Source organism: Paenibacillus sp. S150, from assembly GCF_019352175.1.
Taxonomy (GTDB): domain Bacteria; phylum Bacillota; class Bacilli; order Paenibacillales; family Paenibacillaceae; genus Paenibacillus_AQ.
This window is the reverse complement of the sequence record NZ_JACBYI010000056.1, coordinates 15837-36843: the sequence shown is the minus strand read 5'-3', so window position 1 is coordinate 36843 and position 21007 is coordinate 15837. Positions and strand designations below refer to the sequence as shown.

18 protein-coding genes are annotated in these 21007 nt (G+C 54.3%); 9 read left to right on the top strand and 9 right to left on the bottom strand.

Translation table 11 applies throughout. The annotated features are described in order from the left end of the window. The first annotated feature begins 488 nt into the window (after positions 1-488). Positions 489-725 (top strand): DUF6953 family protein, encoded by a 237-nt coding sequence (locus HYD27_RS29310; RefSeq protein WP_219221223.1) that lies wholly within the window; start codon positions 489-491, stop codon positions 723-725. 165 nt (positions 726-890) lie between these two features. On the opposite strand, the gene HYD27_RS29305 is transcribed toward HYD27_RS29310, so the two are convergent. Genes HYD27_RS29305 through HYD27_RS29295 form a run of 3 tightly spaced genes read right to left on the bottom strand, consistent with a single transcriptional unit; the run spans position 891 to position 4256 of the window. Next, a complete protein-coding gene (locus HYD27_RS29305) occupies positions 891-1973 on the bottom strand; it encodes a mannose-1-phosphate guanylyltransferase (protein WP_219221221.1) in 1083 nt (360 codons plus the stop codon). Continuing rightward, a complete protein-coding gene (locus HYD27_RS29300) occupies positions 1966-3075 on the bottom strand; it encodes a glycosyltransferase (protein ID WP_219221219.1) in 1110 nt (369 codons plus the stop codon). Before HYD27_RS29300 ends, HYD27_RS29305 begins: the two co-directional genes overlap by 8 nt. Further along, positions 3075-4256, bottom strand: a complete 1182-nt coding sequence (locus tag HYD27_RS29295; protein ID WP_219221217.1) for a glycosyltransferase family 4 protein — start codon at positions 4254-4256, stop codon at positions 3075-3077. Before HYD27_RS29295 ends, HYD27_RS29300 begins: the two co-directional genes overlap by 1 nt. Before the next feature lie 202 nt (positions 4257-4458). Here HYD27_RS29295 and HYD27_RS29290 point away from each other — a divergent pair, with 202 nt between their 5' ends. The 3 genes from HYD27_RS29290 to HYD27_RS29280 all read left to right on the top strand — a co-directional run bounded on the left by HYD27_RS29290 (position 4459) and on the right by HYD27_RS29280 (position 6334). Further along, positions 4459-4755, top strand: a complete 297-nt coding sequence (locus tag HYD27_RS29290) for a helix-turn-helix domain-containing protein (RefSeq protein WP_219221216.1) — start codon at positions 4459-4461, stop codon at positions 4753-4755. Then, positions 4721-5665, top strand: coding sequence for a DUF1861 family protein (locus HYD27_RS29285; protein WP_219221214.1), 945 nt, complete (start codon positions 4721-4723; stop codon positions 5663-5665). Before HYD27_RS29290 ends, HYD27_RS29285 begins: the two co-directional genes overlap by 35 nt. An 87-nt stretch (positions 5666-5752) precedes the next feature. Further along, a complete protein-coding gene (locus HYD27_RS29280) occupies positions 5753-6334 on the top strand; it encodes a 50S ribosomal protein L25 (protein WP_219221212.1) in 582 nt (193 codons plus the stop codon). A gap of 178 nt (positions 6335-6512) precedes the next feature. Here HYD27_RS29280 and HYD27_RS29275 read toward each other — a convergent pair whose 3' ends face one another. Further along, positions 6513-8831 carry a UvrD-helicase domain-containing protein gene (locus HYD27_RS29275; protein WP_219221211.1) on the bottom strand — a complete coding sequence of 773 codons (2319 nt, stop codon included), beginning with the start codon at positions 8829-8831 and terminating at the stop codon, positions 6513-6515. Between the two features lie 425 nt (positions 8832-9256). On the opposite strand from HYD27_RS29275, the gene HYD27_RS32260 reads away from it, so the two are divergent. Beyond that, positions 9257-12322 (top strand): discoidin domain-containing protein, encoded by a 3066-nt coding sequence (locus tag HYD27_RS32260; protein ID WP_228745413.1) that lies wholly within the window; start codon positions 9257-9259, stop codon positions 12320-12322. Between the two features lie 373 nt (positions 12323-12695). Then, the gene (locus HYD27_RS29265; protein WP_219221209.1) at positions 12696-13181 is read left to right on the top strand and encodes a hypothetical protein; all 486 of its coding nucleotides are present in this window, start codon (positions 12696-12698) and stop codon (positions 13179-13181) included. A gap of 14 nt (positions 13182-13195) precedes the next feature. On the opposite strand, the gene HYD27_RS29260 is transcribed toward HYD27_RS29265, so the two are convergent. Next, positions 13196-13645 carry an Imm30 family immunity protein gene (locus HYD27_RS29260; protein WP_228745414.1) on the bottom strand — a complete coding sequence of 150 codons (450 nt, stop codon included), beginning with the start codon at positions 13643-13645 and terminating at the stop codon, positions 13196-13198. 274 nt (positions 13646-13919) lie between these two features. Here HYD27_RS29260 and HYD27_RS29255 point away from each other — a divergent pair, with 274 nt between their 5' ends. Both HYD27_RS29255 and HYD27_RS29250 read left to right on the top strand, forming a co-directional pair. After that, positions 13920-15215, top strand: a complete 1296-nt coding sequence (locus HYD27_RS29255; protein WP_309242143.1) for a response regulator transcription factor — start codon at positions 13920-13922, stop codon at positions 15213-15215. Between the two features lie 298 nt (positions 15216-15513). After that, the gene (locus HYD27_RS29250) at positions 15514-15681 is read left to right on the top strand and encodes an aspartyl-phosphate phosphatase Spo0E family protein (RefSeq protein ID WP_219221203.1); all 168 of its coding nucleotides are present in this window, start codon (positions 15514-15516) and stop codon (positions 15679-15681) included. Between the two features lie 184 nt (positions 15682-15865). Here HYD27_RS29250 and HYD27_RS29245 read toward each other — a convergent pair whose 3' ends face one another. Next, the gene (locus HYD27_RS29245; RefSeq protein ID WP_219221201.1) at positions 15866-16729 is read right to left on the bottom strand and encodes a Cof-type HAD-IIB family hydrolase; all 864 of its coding nucleotides are present in this window, start codon (positions 16727-16729) and stop codon (positions 15866-15868) included. A gap of 327 nt (positions 16730-17056) precedes the next feature. Here HYD27_RS29245 and HYD27_RS29240 point away from each other — a divergent pair, with 327 nt between their 5' ends. After that, positions 17057-18298, top strand: a complete 1242-nt coding sequence (locus HYD27_RS29240; protein WP_219221199.1) for a DUF445 domain-containing protein — start codon at positions 17057-17059, stop codon at positions 18296-18298. 131 nt (positions 18299-18429) lie between these two features. On the opposite strand, the gene HYD27_RS29235 is transcribed toward HYD27_RS29240, so the two are convergent. From HYD27_RS29235 to HYD27_RS29225, 3 genes are all read right to left on the bottom strand, one after another. Then, the gene (locus HYD27_RS29235; protein WP_219221197.1) at positions 18430-18756 is read right to left on the bottom strand and encodes a P-II family nitrogen regulator; all 327 of its coding nucleotides are present in this window, start codon (positions 18754-18756) and stop codon (positions 18430-18432) included. A 158-nt stretch (positions 18757-18914) separates the two neighbouring features. Continuing rightward, positions 18915-20063, bottom strand: coding sequence for a glycosyltransferase family 4 protein (locus HYD27_RS29230; RefSeq protein WP_219221196.1), 1149 nt, complete (start codon positions 20061-20063; stop codon positions 18915-18917). Positions 20064-20145: 82 nt separating this feature from the next. Beyond that, on the bottom strand, positions 20146-20964 hold the full coding sequence (locus HYD27_RS29225; protein WP_219221194.1) for a hypothetical protein: 819 nt from the start codon (positions 20962-20964) through the stop codon (positions 20146-20148). Positions 20965-21007 lie beyond the last annotated feature (43 nt).

Genomic DNA, 21007 nt, shown 5'->3' with positions numbered 1-21007 from the left:
CGGGATTTCTCACCAATATTTTATCGACCTCTGATCCACAGCACCATTTTACCAAATACGCACTCTGTCTTCATCTGTTTTTCATGACCGACGGTGGCTGCCAGGCCATGGTTGATTAAGTGTACAATTTCCCACTATATAGAGTGAACTTAAGAATGTAACTTGCTGCATGGACGAAATCCTTGCTCCGCAAGGGGTTCGTCCATCGGCTGTCCATCATTCTTAAGTTCAGCTTATATAGCTCGCCGCAGCAAGCTGATTTTGATGGCGGCTACCTGGCAGGCTTAGCAATGAACGTATTCTACCTGCTGTAGGGCCTTCACCTAATCCGTTCAGCGTGATCCCCGCATGCCAATGTGACCCGCCCGGTCCCCGGTAACCCCGGCGAATCCGGCGAACCTCGAACCTCGGCGCACACTCCCGGAAGGTCATATTCATGCTATAATAGTAAGGCATTGTAAAGCATTTCGGGAAGGAGCACCACCCTGATGGAAGCAACCGCACAAGAGGTAGCGGAATGGATGGTCAAGGAGATCCGCTTTACGGGAACTCTGTACCAGACGGCCGCGATTGAATATGTGAAGGCCAACTTTGGCGAGCAGTTTGTATATGTGAATGAGAATGGGAACGCATCCTTGTCCAAGGACGTGAAGAAGGCGTTCCGCAAGCTGCACGCAGGAAGAATTGCCTGGGACCGCGACGGATTTCTGTGGGCCTGGACTTGAATAGCCTTATGAAGGCATCGCAGCGGGAAAGACCCTCTAGGCCGGATACGACTTTGGCCGCCCGGGCCTTTCCGTACCCGCAATTCCCGCAGAAACAACAAACGGCTGCCCCGCCCTTACTTAAGGGAGGCGCAGCCGTTTGTTGTTTAGATGTAAGAGCTTATATTAAATATATTCGAGCATGCCTTTTTCCTTGAGCAGATCCACGATATCCTTGACGGATTGGGCCTTGTCCTTGGGGCAGATCAGGACCGCATCGCCGGTGTCGGCTATGATGAACCCGTCGACGCCGATGGTGGTAATCAGCCGCCCGTTGCCGTAGATAATCGAATTGCGGGTGTCGATGCCCATGTGATTGGCCTTGATGATGTTGCCTGCATCATCGGGCGGGAAGATTGCGCCCAGTGCATCCCAGCTGCCGATGTCATTCCAGCCGAATTGGCCGGACAGCACAACCACCTCGTCGGAACGCTCCAGAATGCCGTAATCAATCGAGATATTCTGCAGCAGCGGATAAATCCGGCTGATCGTCTCCGCCTCCTGCTCCGTACCCAGCGCTTCGCTGATTGGCAGCATCGTGTTATACAGCCGTGGCAGATACCGTTTGAAATTATCAATAATCACCGAGGTTTTCCAGATGAAAATTCCGCTGTTCCACAGATAATTGCCGGAGGCCAGATAGCCCTGTGCTTTCTGGAAGTTCGGCTTCTCCACGAATTCTGCCACATCATACACTGCTACCGGATTTACTGCGATGGGCTCTTTATCATAAGCGATATAGCCGTAGCCGGTAGAGGGGAAGGTGGGCTTGATGCCGATGGTGACGATTTTATCGCTCTCCATGGCGAAGGTGCAGGCTTCATCCAGCGTCAGCCGGAACTGCGGCTCATCGGTTATATAATGATCCGAAGGGAGCACGACCATCAGCGAGTCCTCCTGGGTCATATGCATGATGGAAAAGGCGGCGAACAAAATGCTGGCCGAGGTATTGCGCGCTACAGGCTCAATCAGAATATTGCTCTTCTGTACGCTGCTGTGCATGATGCTCTCCAGCAGCACGGCCTGTGTACGGTTCGTTACAATGACGGTGTTTTCCTGGGGGATAATCCCCTTGAAGCGTTCAATGGTGTCGTTCAGCATAATGTCGTTTCCGCTGATATTGAGCAGCTGCTTGGGGATTTCCTGTCTGGACAGCGGCCAGAAACGGGTGCCGCCGCCTCCGGCGAGAATGGTGGCGAACTTATTCATAATGGGTCACCAGATGGGCAATGGAGAAGGAGATGATGCTCTCCGACCCTTGATTCAGATTCAGTCCCGCACTGTGGATGCCGTCATAGCAGGCTCCGGTCTGGGAATCCACCACGGGCAGCTTCAGGGAATTATGCCCGGTGTACCAGGCGTAGCAGAGATCCGCCTGCTGCAGATAGGCCGGGTCCTTGAGCACTTCAGCAGCTTCGCGGCAGGCCAGCAGCATTTCGCAGGCCTCAATCGGCTGCTCGTCATACTCCGCAGGCTTGCCGCCGCGCAGCAGCCAGCCATGGCTGCCGATAGGCTTGTAGTAGCCTCCCGGCGCGAAGGTCTGTGAAGCCAGGAAATCCAGGCTTTCTTTGGCTGTAGCTTTCAGATCGGGATTGCCGGAAATGCGGAAGGCTCTGAGCAGCGCCCAGGGCAGCATCGAATTGCCGTAGGTAAGGCTGTCCTCGTACCAATTCCAGCCCTCGCCTTTGGTGCGTACATATTGCTTATGCAGCCGGACGGCAATATTTTCGATAACATCAGTAATGGCGCTCTTGGGCAGAAAGGCTGCCTCTTCCGCTGAATTCCCTGCTGTGTGCGGATACGGGAAGGAATAGGTTAATGCACCGGGTGTGCCAAGGAGATAGCTGAGGCCAACGGCAGCATAGGCTACGGCCCGCGGGGAACCTAATCCCCCGATATGCGGCAGTGCCTGATTGATGAGATAGCGGCAGGTATTCAGCAGATTATCCGGCAGGATGGAAGAGTAAGAGAGCATGAAGCCCAGCGCCCACAGGGTGCGTCCCTGGCAATCCTCGGAGCCGCTGTCTTCCAGGAAGGAACGGTTATAGTCCATGAAATTGCGGAAGTTGCCTTGCTCATTTTGCGCGTGATGGATGAAGGACAGATAGGTATGGATCAGGTCCAGTGTTGAAGAGTCCGGACTTTTCTTATACATGAGTACAGCTGCGATCAAGGCCCGGGCGTTGTCATCGGTGGTATAGCCCTTGGAACGGTCGGGAACCCCGAATTTGGTATGCTGAAAAATCCCCGTGTCATCGGTTATTCTGCGCAGGTAATCGGTTTTGAACTGGACAGCCGCAGGTGTCTGCATCAAATCACGCTCCGGTCCGCCGGCTTGGCAAGGGCTATGATATCCTGAAAGATGGCGGCATACGTTTTCGCCACCTCACTCCACATCATGGTTCTTCCCAGCGCAAGCGTGCGGTTCTCCATGTCCGTCACCTTGGAAGGATCGTCCAGCAGCTCCAGGATGCAGGCTTCCAGTGAAGCGGAATCCCGGAAATTCGCCAGCAGGCCGCGCCCGTCGGCAAGCATCTCCTCGGCATACCGGTAAGGGGTGGATATAATCACCCGGCCGTAGCCGACGCCGTAAGCGAGCGTTCCGCTGACCGCCTGATCCTTGCCCAGATAAGGGGTCAAATAGATATCCGACATCACCAGCGACTGGATCACTTCCTCCTGCGTCAGCAGCTTGTCGACGAACAGCACATTGTTCGTGAGGCCCAGCTTGTGCACGAGGCCGGTCAGCTTTTCCCGGTAGACCTCGCCGATTTCCAGCTTGACCACGGGATGGGTCTTGCCCCAGATGATATAGAGCGCGTCCGGATGCTGCTTAACCACTCCGCTCATAGCCTCGATGGCGTATTCAATGCCCTTGCCTGGACTCAGAAAGCCGAAGGTGGAGAGAATCTTGCGGTCACCGAAGCTATATTGCGCTTTAAGCTCTGCCCGGGAAGCAGTCTCTACATAAGGCACGCCGTGATGGATGAACGCAATTTTGGCGGCGTTGATACTGTACACGGAGATTAAATCCTGCACGGTAGACTGGGCCATTGTGACCACCTTGACGCTCAGCCCGGCAATCCGGGTGATGATCTGGTGCTGCTTGGGGGTAGGATTCGTTAAGACTGTATGGAAAATGGCCACATAGGGCACATGAAGCTTCTCGATGAACTGCAGAAGGTATTCGCCGCTTTCTCCGCCATAGATCCCGAATTCATGCTGAATGACCAGCAGATCGGTATCGGATTGGTTGATGGCTTCGGCGGCATCTATATAATCGGACAGAGTGTTTTGGCTGATTTCCCTCATTACCTGGTCACTGTAACGGTAGGTCTCGTTGTTGTTCATCGCGATGATCCTCGGCTTGCCGAAGCCCTGAAGCTTCGTGAACTCATCCAATAGATCCTGGGTGAACGTGGCGATTCCGCATTCTCTGGGCAGGCTGGTGGACAGAAAAACAATATTCCGGTTGCTGCTGGCTTGTTTCATAATGAAGAGCCTCCCTATTCAATTTCGTAATTCGGAATAAAAAAAGAAAATAAAGAGGACTTTATTTTCTAGGTGAGAAAGTGGTATAAAGTTTTGGATCTGCAATTTATTTCCTGTTACAACTATAACATGACCGTTTTTTCTTGTCAATTTATTGACTAGCCCCCCTGTCTGCGGATATAGTGTTGTTGGAGGTGCCTGAATGCCAGTTATACGAAGTAAATTAAGTGAGGTTATGGAACGCCATGACCCCAAGTTATCCATCCGCAAGCTAGCCAAAGATATCAATTACCATTTCGATTCCGTCCGGCGGATGTATAAAGACGAGATGGTGCAGTATCCCCGGGATCTGCTGCTGAAGCTATGCACTTATTTTGATATTCAGCCGGGTGAACTGATCCGCATGGAACCGGATGAAAATGATTGGGCAATAGTGAAAGCAAACGAATATGAGGAGGAAGGCAATGACAAGGAGTCCGGGCAAGACGGCAACCTGTAACGAACTGCTGGATACCTTCTATGCCAATCTTCGCACAGTACACGTGGAGAAGCTGGTCTTCTCCGGTGTCGGCAAACGTGATGTATACAACATAACAGCCCCTTTTGCGCATGATGGGGAAGCAGTTATCCTGGGAAGAGTTGAGGAACGGGACAGCGAGTTCTCTCAAGTCTTCTTTTTTACACGCCGGGAAGGAGTTTGGATCCCGCGCCCCCATACACATACCTATAATTTGCAGGACCCGTGTGTCACGCTGATAAAAGGAGAACTGATTGTAGGCGGGGTAGAGGTCATTACGGCGGCGGATGATCCTGAGCGGATCGTCTCGTGGGCGACCCAGTTTTACCGTGGCTACCGCATCGACTCCATGCGCCACTTCTCCTCCGGGCCGGGGACAATGAAGGATATCCGGCTGATTGAACTGCAGGACGGCAGAATCGGCGTATTCACAAGACCGCAGGGAGCCAGGGGCGGAAGAGGTCAGATCGGCTTCACCATTATTGATTCACTGGAGGAGCTGAGTGAGCAGACCTTCCTGGAAGCGGAGGTGCTGCAGGATCAGTTTGTGCCCGAGGAATGGGGCGGTGCGAATGAAGCCCAGTTATTGAAAAATGGCCATGTAGGTGTGCTTGGGCATATTGCCTGCTTTGACCGCCTGGGACAAAAACACTATTATTCCATGGTCTTCTCTCTCAATCCTGATACAGCCCAGACGACACCTGTCAAAATCATTGCCGCCAGAAGCGACTTTCCCATTGGTCCCGGCAAACGTCCGGACCTGCAGGATGTTATTTTCAGCGGCGGCCTGGTGCGGGGGGATAATGGGCGGGCTGTGCTCTCCGTGGGGGTTAGCGATGCCGAGGCGTACCAGATCGAGATACCGGACCCTTTTTTGGAGTATGAGCAGTAGAAAAGAGAGGAGTTTGACTAGATTCTATGGTCATGGTATACTGGCGATGACAAGAATTTATGGTCAAAGAGAGCGGGAAATATAATAATGAGTAAATTTATCCAACTGAGCAATCGTACGGCTGAAACCAAGTCCAACCTGAATGCCGCCAGAAAACAGGGACATATCCCGGCTGTACTGTACGGAGTCAATAAAGATACTTTGAGCCTGGAAGTTAATGAAAAAGAGCTGCTGGATGTGCTGAGAACCAACCCCCGGGCCATTTTGCAGGGTAAGCTGTCCGATAATACAGCCGTTCCGGTAGTTGTACAAGATATTCAGAAGGATTCCATGTCGGGCAAGGTGCTGCACATTGATTTTCAGCATGTGAACATGAGCATCAGCATGGACAGCAAGGTTACAATCCATTTTGCGGGAGAAGCGGCTGGCGTTAAGGCCGGCGGATCGCTGCAGGTAGAATTATATGAAGTTGAAGTGCGCTGTATGCCGGGCGATCTGCCAACCTCGATGGAAGTGGATATCAGCAGCCTTGCCATCGGCGACCAGCTGCTCGTTTCTGACCTGATCTTCCAGGATGGCGTTGAAGTGCTGACTGATCCAAGTACAGTAATGATCCAGATCAAGACTGTGCATGAGGAAGAGGAAGAACCGGCGGCGACTCCGGCTTAAATACAAGATGAACCATACAGCCCCTTCGGGCAGAACGTGAAGGAAACTCATGATCCCATGATTCCGGTTGCGTCTGCCTGATGGGGCTTTTTGTGTTGTCTATGCATGAAAAAACGCCGGCAGCGCCTGTAAAGACACTGCTGACATTAGGGGGCTGTGGCCCGTGAATGCATATCCGTTACACGGGGACCTCGCGGCTGCCTTTTTCCATCGGAGAACTGCAGAGCGGGCAGGGCTTGGAGGACAGGTGATCCTCTGCTCCGCCCGCCTTCATCCGCGTCCACCCCGGGCAGCGGCTGCCTGTGCAGTTCCAGACGGGGACACGGTGTGTTCTCCCTCCGGACGCTGTGCGTGGGAATGGCCTTGCCGCCGCCGGAATTCCGCTTAAGGCAGCGGCAACTCCGGTTGCCCTGAAGGCGGAGAGCATGAAGCGGGAGACCTCGGCCTTCTTGCCGCGGTGCTGTGCGGGCGAGCTGATGAACAGCTCCTCGCGGGCTCTGGTTACAGCTACATAGGCCAGCCTCCGTTCCTCTTCAAGCGCGGCGAGGCCCGCTGCGTTGCCGGCAACGGACGTGCCGGTTCCTCTGACCGGTGTTGTTTGTGCTGTCTTGCGGTCCTTCAGCCGGTCTCCCTCCAGCGCGGAGCTGTGGGGGAGAATGCCCTCGGACGCTCCGATCAGGAAGACTACCGGGAACTCCAGCCCCTTCGATTTATGAATTGTCATCAGCGCAACCCGGTCGCCTTGCTCATTGAAGCCAGGCAGGCGGCTCCGCTCGTTGCATTCGGTCACATGATCGATGAACTCAAGGAACACCGGGATGCTGTCGAACCGTTCCGCCGAGGCTTCCAGTTCATCGAGCATTTCTTTCAGCATTTCCCGGTGCAGAGTGGCCTGATGCCGCTCATTGGCTTCGATGAAGTAGTCATAGAAGGCGGTGCGGATCTGGCGGATCGCCTGCACCGGAGTCAGCTGAATCAGGCCGCGGATCAGCTCCAGCCGTTCCCGCAGCTTCACGCTTTTGAAATCCTCCATGCCCGGCAGCGACAGCAGGTGAATCAGCGGCCCCTGCTTGGGCTGAATGCCTTCCATCCGGCGGATATGGTTCATGCCCTTCTCCCGGCTCATGTACAGGGTCGGCAGAATATTCTCCATCGCGGCGAAGTTGCGCCGGTTGACCGACAGCCGCAGATGGTCCAGCACCGGAGAGATCAGCCAGTGCTCGTAGAGCAGCTGGCCTTCACCATAATCGATGTAGGGAATACCGCGCAGGAGCAGCAGCTCAAGCATAGCCCGGTTGCTGCTTGAAGCGCGGTACAGCAGGGCGAAATCGCTATAATTCCTTGCTCCGCTTTGTACCTCGCTCAGGATATGCTCCACGATTTGCCCGGCTTCCTCATCCGCCGTCTGCGGGCGCAGATAACAGGGCTGTTTGCCGCTGCCCCTGGCCGCCTGCAGTGTCTTGGATCTGCGCCGTGTATTGTGGCGGATAATTCCATTGCCGAGGCCGACAATCGCGGGGCCGGAGCGGTAATTGATATCGAGCGTAATGACCCGGGCACCCGGGTAGAGCTTCTCGAATTCAAGAATGAATTCACTTCGCGCTCCGTTGAACGAATAAATCGTCTGGTCATCGTCGCCGACGACCATCAGGTTATGCTGCGGGCGGGCAATCATTTGGACAAGCTCATATTGCAGCGCATTGGTATCCTGGAATTCATCGACCATCACATACAGAAACCTCATCTGCAGCTCCAGCAAAAGCTCCGGCTTCTCCCGCAGCATCCGGCAGGCGATCAGCAGCACATCATCGAAATCGATTTTGAAATTGTCGAGCTTCCATTGCTCATACAGCATCAGAACCGCCTTCATTTCCTTCTCTGAGGCCGAGGCTTCCGGCAAATCTCCCGGCTCGCCCAGATTCATCTTGCAGGTGGAGAGCAGGGCAAGCAAGGTTTCCGGGGGATAGGCATCCTTTGGCAGCCCCAGCTCGCGCATGATCTGCTTCAGCAGAATATGCTGGCGCCGCGTCTCATTGAAGATTTCCTGCTGCAGGCCCTGACGGCGCAGGAAATAGAGAAAAAAGGAATGGAACGTGCGGGCCTGCAGGCGCGCGGCGCCGCTCTCGCTGACGCCCGGCAGCAGGGCGATCCGGCCGCGCATTTCCGCCGCTGCCTTATTGGAAAAGGTCAGCAGCAGCAGCTGGCTGGGAGAGATGCCGCGCACCGACAGCAAATACCCGGCTCTGCAGATCAGCACGGAGGTTTTGCCGGAGCCGGCCCCGGCCAGCGTCAGCAGCGGCCCCCGGTAATGCCGCACCGCCGCGATCTGGGAGGCGTTGAGCAGAATTCCGCTCTCCTCCAGCCTGCGGAAGTAAACGGCATCCGGTTCTCCGGGCCTCACTATCTCCCGGCTCGTCCGGGCAGAGGCGATGCTAGCCTGCGGAATGTGTTCGCCGGCAGCGCCCGGCGGTATATTATGGAATAATAGCTTGTTCATCGGGTTCACCTTCGTTAATGTATATTACGGTTTGAATTAAATTTTAGCCGATCTATACTATACCATCCGCTTGCGCCGCTGTCCCCGTAATCGGATGAAAAGACCACAAAAAATTGGCAGGGAAACAAAAATAATGCTATATAAATCTTCCATTTTCCAGGGTAGGCTTGAGATGCTTAATAAAATCCTTAACATCCAAATAAAGGGTTGATTAATGTCGGCTATAAATTTATATCCGGGGGAGGGAATTTGCACACCATAATGGAAGCGCTTACTGTAAAGGCAGGCTTACGAAGCAGTTTTATTGCGGAGCAAAATTGCAGGAGCCAAGCTCCATAAAACTAAAGCGAATGCTTACGAAGCAGTTTTATTGCGGAGCAAAATCGCAGGAGCCAAGCTCCATAAAACTTAGAGGAGGTTACATTATGCGAGTATGGAACAAAAGGATACAGGCTATTGCTCTATCAGCTCTTATGGCCGCTTCGCTGTTCTCTTCCTGGGGCGGCAGAGTTTCTGCCGTCGCGACGAACCTGGCGCTCGGCAAAACGGCAACATCCTCCGGCACTCCGTTCCAGGAGGCCGCCTTGGCCGTGGATGGGAACACGGGTACCCGCTGGGAATCACAGCCGGCCGATCCGCAGTGGCTTCAGGTGGATCTGGGAGCGGTGACTGCGGTCAGCCGCGTGGTGCTGAATTGGGAAGCGGCTTACGGCAAGGCCTATACCATTGAGGCTTCTGCTGACGGAATCAACTGGACAACTGTGCATTCAACCACGGCAAGCGATGGCGCTATAGATGATCTCAGCTTCACGCCGGTCAGCGCAAGATATGTGAAGATGAACGGCACCCAGCGTGCCACCCAGTACAGCTACTCATTGTGGGAATTTGAGGTGTACGGAACCGAAACCGGTGTCGGCGCTCCGCCTGTGCTGACAGCCGATACCACGCAGAATACCGTGGGCCAGCCCATAGAGCTGACCTTTACAGACAATCCGGCCTGGAGGAGCAATATTGCCTCCGTCAAGGTGGATGGAACGACAATCGGGTCAGGCCAATACAGTGTTGCCGCGGGCAAAATCACGCTGAGCGCTGCATTGTTCACCACAGCCAAAACCTATACGATTACAGTCGCGGCGTCCGGCTATAGCGATGCAGCGGTACCGCAGGCTGTAACGGCGGCCTCGGCTTCAGCCAATCTGGCGCTGAATAAGCCGGCAACAGCTTCCGCTAACCCGCTGCAGGCAGCTTCCCTGGCCGTGGACGGAAATGCGGGTACCCGCTGGGAATCACAGCCGGCCGATCCGCAGTGGCTTCAGGTGGATCTGGGGGCAGTGACTACGGTCAGCCGTGTTCTTCTGAACTGGGAAGCCGCCTACGGCAAAGCTTATACGATCCAAACCTCGGCGGACGGCACCAACTGGACGACGGCGTATTCGACAACAACAGGCGATGGGGCGACCGACGATCTCAGCTTCACGCCGGTCAGCGCAAGATATGTGAAGATGAACGGCACCCAGCGCGGCACCCAGTACAGCTATTCGCTGTGGGAGCTTGAAGTATACGGCAGCGGAGACAGCGGGAATGGAGCGGGTGCGCCAACCGGCCTTGCGGCAAGCTCAAACACGGTTAACTCGGCCAGCGTGAGCTGGAATGCGGCCGCCGGGGCGAGCGGCTATAATCTGTACCGTTCAACCAGCAGCACCGGGACTTTCAGCAAGCTGAACAGCAGCGTGCTTACGGCAGTAAATTATGCCGATACGGGACTGGCCGGCAATACTGCTTATTACTATAAAGTATCGGCTGTAAAATCAGGCGTGGAATCTGCCCTCTCGGCAGCGGTTACGGCTGTGACCCTGCCGGATTTTGGCCCGAATGTGTATATTTTCGATCCGTCCATGCCCGCTTCAGCGATTCAAGCCACAGCCAGCTCCATCTTCGCCACACAGGAGCAGAACCAGTTCGGGAATGAGCGCTACGCGCTGCTCTTTAAGCCGGGCACTTACAATGCCAATGTCAGAGTGGGCTATTATACCCAGGTGGCCGGACTCGGCTCCCTGCCTGATGATGTGACGATCAACGGCGGAGTAACGGTTGACGCCAATTGGATGGGGGATAACGCGACGCTGAATTTCTGGCGTTCGGCGGAGAATCTCTCCATCGCGCCATCGTCGGGCGACAACCAATGGGCAGTCGCCCAGGCCGCGCCGCTCAGACGCGTGCATATCAAAGGCAGCCTGTCCCTGTTCGATCAGGATGGCTGGTCCAGCGGAGGCTTTCTGGCCGATTCTCTGGTGGACAGTAAAGTAACTCCCGGCTCCCAGCAGCAGTGGCTCTCCCGGAACAGCAAGTGGAGCACCTGGACAAACGGGGTGTGGAACCATGTCTTTGTCGGCAGTGTGAATCCGCCCTCCGGCAGCTGGCCGGACAGCCCGTATACGGTGGTAGCGCAAACGCCGGCAGTCCGCGAGAAGCCGTTCCTGTATGTGGACGGAGCGGGTAAATACCAGGTGTTCGTCCCCGCTCTCCGCACCGGTTCCCAAGGCACCTCATGGGCGGACGGAGCCGCCGCCGGAACCTCGCTGCCCATCGACAAGTTCTATATCGCCCGTCCGGATACCTCCAGCGCTGCCAGCATCAATGCTGCGCTCGCCGGAGGCAAGCATCTGATTTTTACACCGGGAGTCTATCATCTGACAGATACGATTCATGTTAACAATGCGAATACGGTAGTGCTAGGGCTTGGATTTGCCACTCTGATGCCGGAGAACGGCGTGGTGGCAATGGCGGTTGCCGATGTGGACGGCGTCAAGGCCGCGGGGCTGCTGTTCGATGCAGGCGCGGTCAATTCACCGGTGCTGATGGAAGTGGGGCCAGCCGGAAGCGCGGAGAACCATGCGGCCAATCCAACCTCGCTGTCCGATATTTTCTTCAGAGTTGGCGGGGCGGCAGTCGGTAAAGCCGATGTGAGCCTGAAGATCAACAGCAATAACGTCATTGGCGACCATTTCTGGATTTGGCGGGCAGATCATGGCACAGGGGCCGCCTGGAATACCAACACGACGACAAACGGCCTGATTGTGAACGGAAACAATGTTACGATATACGGCCTGTTCGTTGAACACTACCACAATTACCAGACACTGTGGAACGGCAACGGCGGCCGGACCTATATGTACCAATCGGAGATTCCCTATGATGTGCCCAGCCAGAGCGCTTGGATGAACGGGCCGGTGAACGGCTTTGCTTCCTACAAGGTGGCGAATACTGTAACCACACATGAGGCGTGGGGCTTAGGGGTCTACTCATATTTCAGAGATGCCGTCGTTGCACTGAACAGTGCTATTGAAGTTCCAAATGTCCCAGGTGTCAAAATCCATCACGCGACCTCCGTCTTCTTGTCCGGCAATGGCGAGATCACTCACATCGTGAACAATACAGGAGCTGCGGCTACCGTCAGCAGCTACAGACAGACGCTTACTGAATATCCCTGAGCAAACGAGCAAATGGAGACCGGAGAAGAGAAAGTTAAGCCGCTCTATCCAAACAGCCTGCATGGAAAAGGCAGCTTTTCTGCTTAAACCTTCGCCGGATATCCGTATCCGAGAGGCGGGCGAACGGGCCGGGATCGGCAATTCCTCCCGGGTTCGTCCGGCGGTTGAAGAATTATTACGCAGTTACTCCCCAAGGAAACAGGGAATGGCAGGCTGACAGGAACCGGAGCTTTTCCGCCGGATGGCGGAGGGGTCCGGTTTTGCTGTGTGTTCAGCATTATTCGCCCCGGCCTGTGTCACATCTATGGGCATATGAATAAGCTGAATATTATTCGTATGCTCCGAAATCCATTACTCCAAAGGTGTGATTGTGATGAAGCCTATCGTCCGGCCCCGAAAACCGGCAGCTCAAAGAAACCGTTCCGGCCCCTACGCAGGCCCGCCCGGAACACTGCTCTACCGCAACTCGAAGTATGGCTTCAGCATCAGGCTTCCCCGCAGGTGGAGGTGCTACACAGCCGTTAGAAGAAGCACGCGGTGGAATGCTGCGGAGTACAGCGTATGTTTCCTTTTTAAATATAAAGGGAAGATTTACGAACCGGTGCTCACTCTGCTTGTGTACCGGATGACCTTGAAGCAGTGGATTGCCGCAGGCTACGATGATTCCCCGATCACCCGGCTGGCTGTGCGCAATGGGCGGATCTACGGCTATGCAGTTCCGGGAGAGCTTCCGGAGGAATTCCTCAATGCCAGAGGCAATGACTACGATTATAAAAGATACGGCAGACCGATCAGGCTGCTGAAGCGCATGGTGAACTGCGATGTCCCAAGAATCATAAAAACGTTCCGGTTAAGATGATCAACCCGCTGGATTTATTTCAATTTGGCAAGGACAGTATTTACCTTGCGTTCATATAAGCGGGGGTTGTCCTCCCGGATCTCCTCCAGCAGGAACGCCAGCGACTTCTTGATCCTCGGAGCCATTCCGGCGGCGATATCTCCATACTCCTTCCGGCTGATGTCGTCGTCCAAAATTCTTTGGTTCAGCACAATTGCCCAGTTGCGCGCATTGTCCAGCATGTCCGGAAGTGATTCCAGCAGCTGGGTCAGATACATCTCCATCTGGTAGCTCTCCACGAAATGAACCAGACCGAACATGACCTCCTCCTGCTCGGTATCATCATCGAACACTTTGAAGATCTGATGGATAACCACATCCTCCGTATCTCCGGCCAGCCCCTCCAGCGCCAGATCAAAGGCCTCGCATTCCAGCTCTGTCCGCAGCAGGCGGTTATGATATAACTGGGCAATCCCAGGATACATATTCAACGCGTGATTCCCCCTATACAGGAGTGCTGCTTTTGCAGCCCCGTAATTTATCGTACATATTAATATATTAGCAGCGGTTTAAATTTTTTCAAAAGCTTAAGTCCTCCGGAGAAGCCACCAGAGTGTTTAAAAAAGTCGCAATAGTAACAGAACAGGTCGCTTTTGTGTCGTTCAAAATCCGGTACAGGAAATATAATGGAACTGGATGAAAGCGTTCGCTTGCGCGGAGCTGGAGGCAACCTTAAGCGAGGTGATCTGATTGATACGTGTGCTGATCGTTGACGATGATATCTGTGCGGTAAAAAGACTGCTGGCCGGTGTGCGCTGGAGGCAGATCGGCGTGGAGGCCGAATTCGGGGCCCATCATCCTGTAGCGGCCCGCCAGATGCTGCGGGAGCAGCGGATTGATATTATGATCTGTGCTATGGAAATACCGGGAGGCGGTGCGCTTGCGCTGATGGAGTGGATGCGGCAGGACGGCTGCGGGACGGAATCGGTGATGCTGACCCGCCACGCGGAGCCCTTATACGGGCCAAAAGCAGTGCGTTCCGGCGGCGATTATCTGCTGAAGCCGGTGCGGCATGAAGAGCTGGAAAAGGCGCTGCTGCGGGCAGCCAGCCGGATGGAGGAGAAACGCAAGGCCCATCAGGCCGACAAGCTCTACCGGAAATACGAAGAGCGATGGAATAAGCAGAGGCCCTTGTTCATAGAGCGGTTCTGGCAGAATCTGCTGGAGCAGCGGATGTTTCCGGACAGGACAACCCTGGAACGCATGCTTTCGGTCTATGATATGGAATATGGGCAGCTCGAGCATGTCAGGCTGATCCTGATTAGCGTGGAGGGGTGGGAGAAGCCGCTCTCACAGCGGGACAAGGAAATTATGGAGCTTGCCCTGCACAGCGCCGCCGGTGAGATCATTCTGAACGGACGTAAGGGCCAAGCCATCCGTGACCGGCGGGGCAATATCCTGACGATTGTCTATTTAGGCAGTGAAGCAGAGGAACGGCCGGAGGTTATTGAGGAAAGCTGTGCGCAGTATGCAGAAGTCTGCAACCGCTCTTTTCACTGCAAGCTGTCCTGCTATATTGGCGGGAGTACACAGATTGCCGGAATTAAGAAGCTCTATCATGCCCTGCTGCATGCTGAGGCCGGGAATGGGAAGCAGCCCGGAGGGGTAATTACACTGGAGGAAGCGGTCCGGCACTCAGACGTGTATGGTGTTGTCCGGAACAGGGGGAATTCAGTCGTGCATCAAATTAAGGCATACATTGCCGAAAGGCTGCATGAAGAGCTGACCCGAGAGCGGCTCGCCGCACTCGTTTTTTTGAACCCGGCCTATCTGTCCCGCCTGTTCCGCAAGGAGACGGGAATGGCGCTGACCGATTATATTCTGCAGGAGCGCATGCGCAGAGCGGCCGACCAGCTGATCACCACAGACAAGAGCATCAGCCAAATCGCCGACGGGCTGGGCTACAGCAATTTCTCGTATTTTGCCCGCCTTTTCCGCAAAATCTATGCGGTGGCCCCGCATGACTACCGCAAAAAAGTGCGCCGCCGCGCTTAATTACAGGGGGTGTCCCAAGCCATGAAATGGCTCTGGGACACCCCCATTTTTGTTTTTTTCGGAGACGAGTTTCCGAATATTCACATTTCAACCCTTGCATGGGATATTGTCCGCTGTTATATTTTGCATTGTAACAAAAGGAATATTATTCTAATTTTTTACTCATTTGAGGGACTTCGTGATAGCTTCTATCATCTGCAGATAGATAAGGAGATTGTTTTCTTTATTACAAACGGTTTATCGCGGATTCCGGTTTTTGACAGCTTGTACTAAAATATTACACGAAGGAGGTAGATCTATGCAGAACAATGAAAATATGACATTGCTTCAGGTGGAAAGCGCCAGGGAGCAGCTGTATCAGACACAAAAAAAGTACGGTTTCCTGACACACCCCAAAGTTATCGAGCAATCTGTAGCTTTGGACCATCTGCTTAACCAGTACAGCTCCCAAAAAACTGTCTGCTGATTGGGTGGAATTCATTAATTTTTGGATAAGGAGGAAGCTTGTGTTTATTCCAATTCTTACTGCACTGACCGAGGCGCAACGGTTGATCCTTTTAATTTTGCTGGCAGTGAATATAGGAGCAATCTATTGTATTGCCAGATCAGGAGCAGGCCGGCGCTAGGAATCATCTCACTGTCCTTCGGAATCAATTCTTCTCCATAAGATGACGCAATCCCTCGGCTACACCATTCTCCGCATGACTCCGCGTAACAAAGTCGGCCGTTTCTTTTAGAATCGGTGCGGCGTTCTCCATGGCAATTCGGTAGCCAGCCATCTCGAACATGGGCAGATCGTTGTAGCTGTCCCCCATCACCGCCACCTGTTCCGCAGGGATGCCGTAATGCGCCGCCAGCATGCCCACACCCGCGCCTTTGTTCGCATCCTTATGGTTAATTTCAATATTGTTCACATGCGATGCGGTAATAATCAGGCCGGGAATCGCCGCGAACCGCGTGGAGGCTTCCTTCAACAGCTCACGGTTCAGCGAGAAGGCCAGTGTTTTATAGATCACCTGTTCCTCTTTGCTCCAGATCTCCTCCATGCTCTCTACATAGGTCACCGAAGCCTGCTGAAACTGTTTGGCGATCATAGCCTTCAGCAGCCAGCTTAGTTCTTCCGGCACATCCCCATCCTCCAGCGCCGCCAGCTTCTCCAGCCGCACCCGCTTGTCCAGCTCCGCATATACGTTACCTTCTGTATATACCTCATAATAAAGCTCTGGAATTTCATTCATCCAGCGCAATGCCGGAATGATATCCTCCTTGTTCAGCGGCTTGCTTGCCGCCAGTGTCCGGTCGGGCAGCGTGACTACCGCTCCGTTCAGACTGACAACAGGACATTCCAGATCGGCCAGCCGCAGCTGCCGTTCAGCATCCATATACGAGCGTCCGGTGGCGATGATGACAATGTGGCCCAGGCTTTGGGCGTGCACAATTGCCTCGCGGTTTTCCGGGCTGATCATGCCTTCCTCATTCAGCAGTGTTCCATCCATATCCAGTGCAATCAGCATGTTGGCATTCTCCTTCTCTGACAGGAAGTTGTCCCCTTCAAGGGCAGTGAAAACTTTGTTTGTATCTTATCATTAATTCTCTGAAAATAAAAAATATTTTCATGAAGTGTGCAGTGCTTCCGCTGCTTGCATAAATGAGGTGAATTTTCAGAAAAGAGTTCTGTCGTGGTACAATGAAAGGCAGACCTGCTTGCCAAACGGCCGGCACATCCGCCAGCTCACAGAACCGAACGTGTGTGGCGGTATTTTGCCTGCGGGAAGCAGCGGTCTGAAGCCAAAACATATCAAAGCATAAGCTTCAGGTGAATAAGCAAGGGGGAACTACGGATGAAGTCCAGAAATTTAGCTACTATTTCGCTGGCCATTATGGCCTGCGGCTTTCTGATTACACTGTTTTTGCCGGAGCATTGGGCGTTTGTCCTGCTGAGGGGCGGCTTCGAGGCCGGACTGGTAGGGGGGATTGCCGACTGGTTTGCTGTTACCGCACTGTTCCGCCATCCGCTCGGCCTGCCGATTCCGCACACCTCTCTGCTGCTGAAGAACCGGGACAAAATTATTCAGTCCCTGATCTCCGCGATGGAGAATGAGCTGCTGAACAAGGCAAGCATCGAGAACAAGCTCAGCAAAATCCGCATCGTCTCGCTTGGCGGCACATTTCTGACCCGCCTGTTTGCCCGGAGGAAAGCGAGGAACGAAATACTGGAGCAGCTCGGCAGCTTCGTGCAGAAGCTGCCGTTGGAGCAGGCAGTTCCTTACATTCAGTCCGCGGTGTCCGGCTATGTCCGTGAAGCCAAGCTTGGAACGGCTGTAGATACCATCGTCACCAAGCTTATGAATGACGGGAAGGATGTTGCTGCCCTGGATTACGCACTGGAAGGAATCTCCGGCTGGACTGCCCGTCCCGAGACCCGGGCCATGCTGGGCAAGATTGCCAGTGAGAAGCTGGCAGAGGTGAAGCTTGGCGGGCTGAAGGGCATGGCTTTTCAGGCTTTTGTCGGATTTGTGGACGCTGAAATGCTGGGAGAAATGCTGCAGGGTATGGTGCAATCCGGCATCCGCGATTTCCGTGAAGAGGACAGTCCCTACCGTGAGCAGATTATCCGGGAAATCCGTGTCGCCATCTTTCAGCTGGTGAATGACGAGGTGCGGATCGCCGCGATTAAGGACTGGGCGTTGGAGGGGCTGCAGAGTGAAGCCGCCATGGCCTTCCTGCAGGAGCAGCTTGAGCAATTACGCGGTAAAGCGGTTGCCGTACTGGAAGAGGAACGGACTTCGGGAGGACGCAGGCTGTTCGGCCTGTATGCCATGCTGGCCCGCCGTATCAGTAAGGAGCAGCAATGGATTCAGGGCTGGGAGGAACGGATACGCGCCTCTTTGATCACCTTCGTAGAAGCCAATCATTACCGGCTGGGGCTTCTGGTCAAAGAGAACCTGGATCAGATGGATGACGCCAGTCTGGTGAACATGCTGGAGGATAAGATAGGCAAGGATCTGCAATGGATTCGGGTCAACGGCGCGGTCTGCGGTTTTGTCGTGGGGCTGGTGCTTACCGTGATACAAATGTTTTGAACATAACAGGCGTGAGATTACAAAGAGGCAGCATGCGGCAGCGTTTGGATCAGAAACTCTGAATCCGGGATGCCGCCCGCTGCCTCTTTTAATATGTGCTTATCATCCAGGGGACAAATAGGGTACGGGGCTTACAGCTGGCTTTTACCGTTGCTGATTGTGTAGGCTTCCTGGACAGGCAGTACAAATATCTTGCCGTCGCCGAAGGAACCTTGCTCACCGGTTCTTGCCGTTCTGAGTATAGCACTGATTACCTCATCCTTCTCGTCATCATTAATGACCATCATCAGCATCTTCTTGGAAATTTGATCGTAGTGGTTATTTCCGACCTGTATTCCTTTTTGTTTCCCGCGGCCAAGCACATCCATCTTGCTGATGGAGGGAAATCCGGCAAGCAGCAGCTCAGCCATGACTTCATCCGCTTTCTCGGGTCTGACTATAGCTTTGATCAGTAACATAATGATGCACCCTTTCTACAGCGAATAGTGTGTTGTAGGGGGTTGCCAAGGTCTGGGTGGCCTTTTTCCGATGATGCATGAGCTTAATGGCAACGCTTACAATCTGAGTATAATATTAACTTTGGCTGTATCCTGCGAATAAAATCACAAATTCAATGCTACACATTGTCGCATGGCAGAGAAGCGTAAGGCGTCACTTCATTTGTTAAATCAGGAACAAGAAAACGGTATAGCTCCTCCAGAGCCGCCGCCGTGTGCTGCCACCCGAAAGTCTTCAGTGCATCATTTCGTCCCTGCAGTCCGATCTGGGCCGCCAGCTGCGGCTGTCGGCCCAACTGCAGCAGCTGCTTGGCGAAGGGGGCCGCTTCACGGTAACGGTCCACCAAATACCCGTTGTGGCCGGATGCAATGATCTCACGGATGCCGCCATTGTTGGAGGCAATGACCGGCAGGCCGGAGGCAATGGCCTCCACGTTGACGAGTCCGAAGGACTCGTGCCGCTGGGACGGACAGACGAAGACATCGGCGGCCTGATACAGGCCGTGAATATCTTCATGGGCGATCTTGCCGGTAAAAGCGGCCCGGACTCCGAGCCGCCGGGCCATTGCCTTAAGCTGCCGGATATACGGCGGCTTGCCCTGCCCGGCGATAATGAGCTGTGCCGGCAGATGCTTATTAAGCAGGCACATGGCCTTAATTAGTACCGGCACTCCTTTGCGGGGAATGATCCTGCCGACGAACAGCACGGTGAATATGGGAGACAGCCGGTAGAGCTTAAGCGCTTGCCGCTTCTCCGGGAGCTCTGCCGGAGAGAACCGGGTCAAGTCGGCGCCAAGCGGAACAACACGGAGTCTTCCGCCCAGACCGGGAAAACGGCGGGCCAGCCTTAGCTGCAGGGAGCGGCTGTTGACAGCGATGAGATCGGCCCGGGCCAGGCTGCGGGCAATTCGGGATTCCGCCGGAACGAAGGTCAAGGAATGGAGGAACAGCAGCACAGGTGTGCGGGGATGCCGCCGCTTGACGGCGGCCATCAGCAGCGGCCGGTTATCGACCTGTATGGCATCAAAGTGCTCTGCTTCGAGGTAGTCCAGAACTGAAGCAAGGTAACGTGCAGGTGTGCCTGAGGCCAGCCTGACGATGCGAACCTGTTCCAATTCATCGGTTTCAGGGAAGCCGGGAGCCTTTCTGCTCACTATAGTCACCTTATGCCGGTGGGCCAGCCTTCTGGCAATCGCCCAGATGCAGATTTCTACAGAACCGTTTCCCGGCAACGGAAACTGCTCCGGTGCGATCATACAGATATGCATGTGGTATGCCTCCTTCGCCCTATGGTGTGTTTCTTACCTAACATATGCCGCCAGGCAGGCAGAAGACACATCTGCATGAGGATCAGGATGTGATTTGCTTGGAGGCTGTACTGATTACACCGGAAACCTTATGTTCGAGTTCAATGATCCTTTGTTTGCTGACCGCGATTTGCCGGTAACCGGAGAGTAATGAAGTCAAAGACCGGCCGGCTAAGGAAGGATTCTTCTTGCGGGTTGCAGCCTTGAAGTCGCTCCAATCCGCTGCCAGACGCTTGTTCAGTGAAGACACGACACTCTTCTGCGATTTGATTGATATCTGCGGCCCTTCAATCCCGGCAAGGGTTTTGCGTACGGCCGCTGTTTTCTTGGCCCGGGCATCCTTGGCGGCCTTCAGCTGTGCTTCTTTGGCCCGAATATCCTGGCGGGCTGTCTGGACAAGGATCTTCATGGCATCGGCCTGGGCGCGCAGGATGGAATTCAAGGATTTGTCCCCCAGACCCTTGACCAGAGATATGCGTTTGTTAAGCGCACTGTATTGGTCAAAGAGCGGCTGGTACCGGCTCTTGGTACCGGCAGCCGCAGCGGTAAGCCTGGTCACATTAGCCTGATCTATGCTCTTGATCTTCTCCTTCACTGCTAAAAGCGACTGTGCATTGCTGTCATGAAGCCTGCGGATCTGTGCTTCTCTGCTGTCATATTGAGCCGACAATGCAGACAGTTCACTGTACTGGCTCTTCAGTCTGCCTCTTGAGGATGAATCCGCAACCGCTGCCGTCAAATCAAAAGCCGCCTGAATGGAAGGGGTCAGCACCGTTGCGGAAGCCGCAGCCGGAGCTGCCGGGGGCAACGACAGAAGCAACAGCGTTAGTAGTGCTGTCAGGGCATTCTTAGGGTTAATCATCTTTTTCCTCCTTTTTATTATCCGCCAGCCTGGGCAAATACAA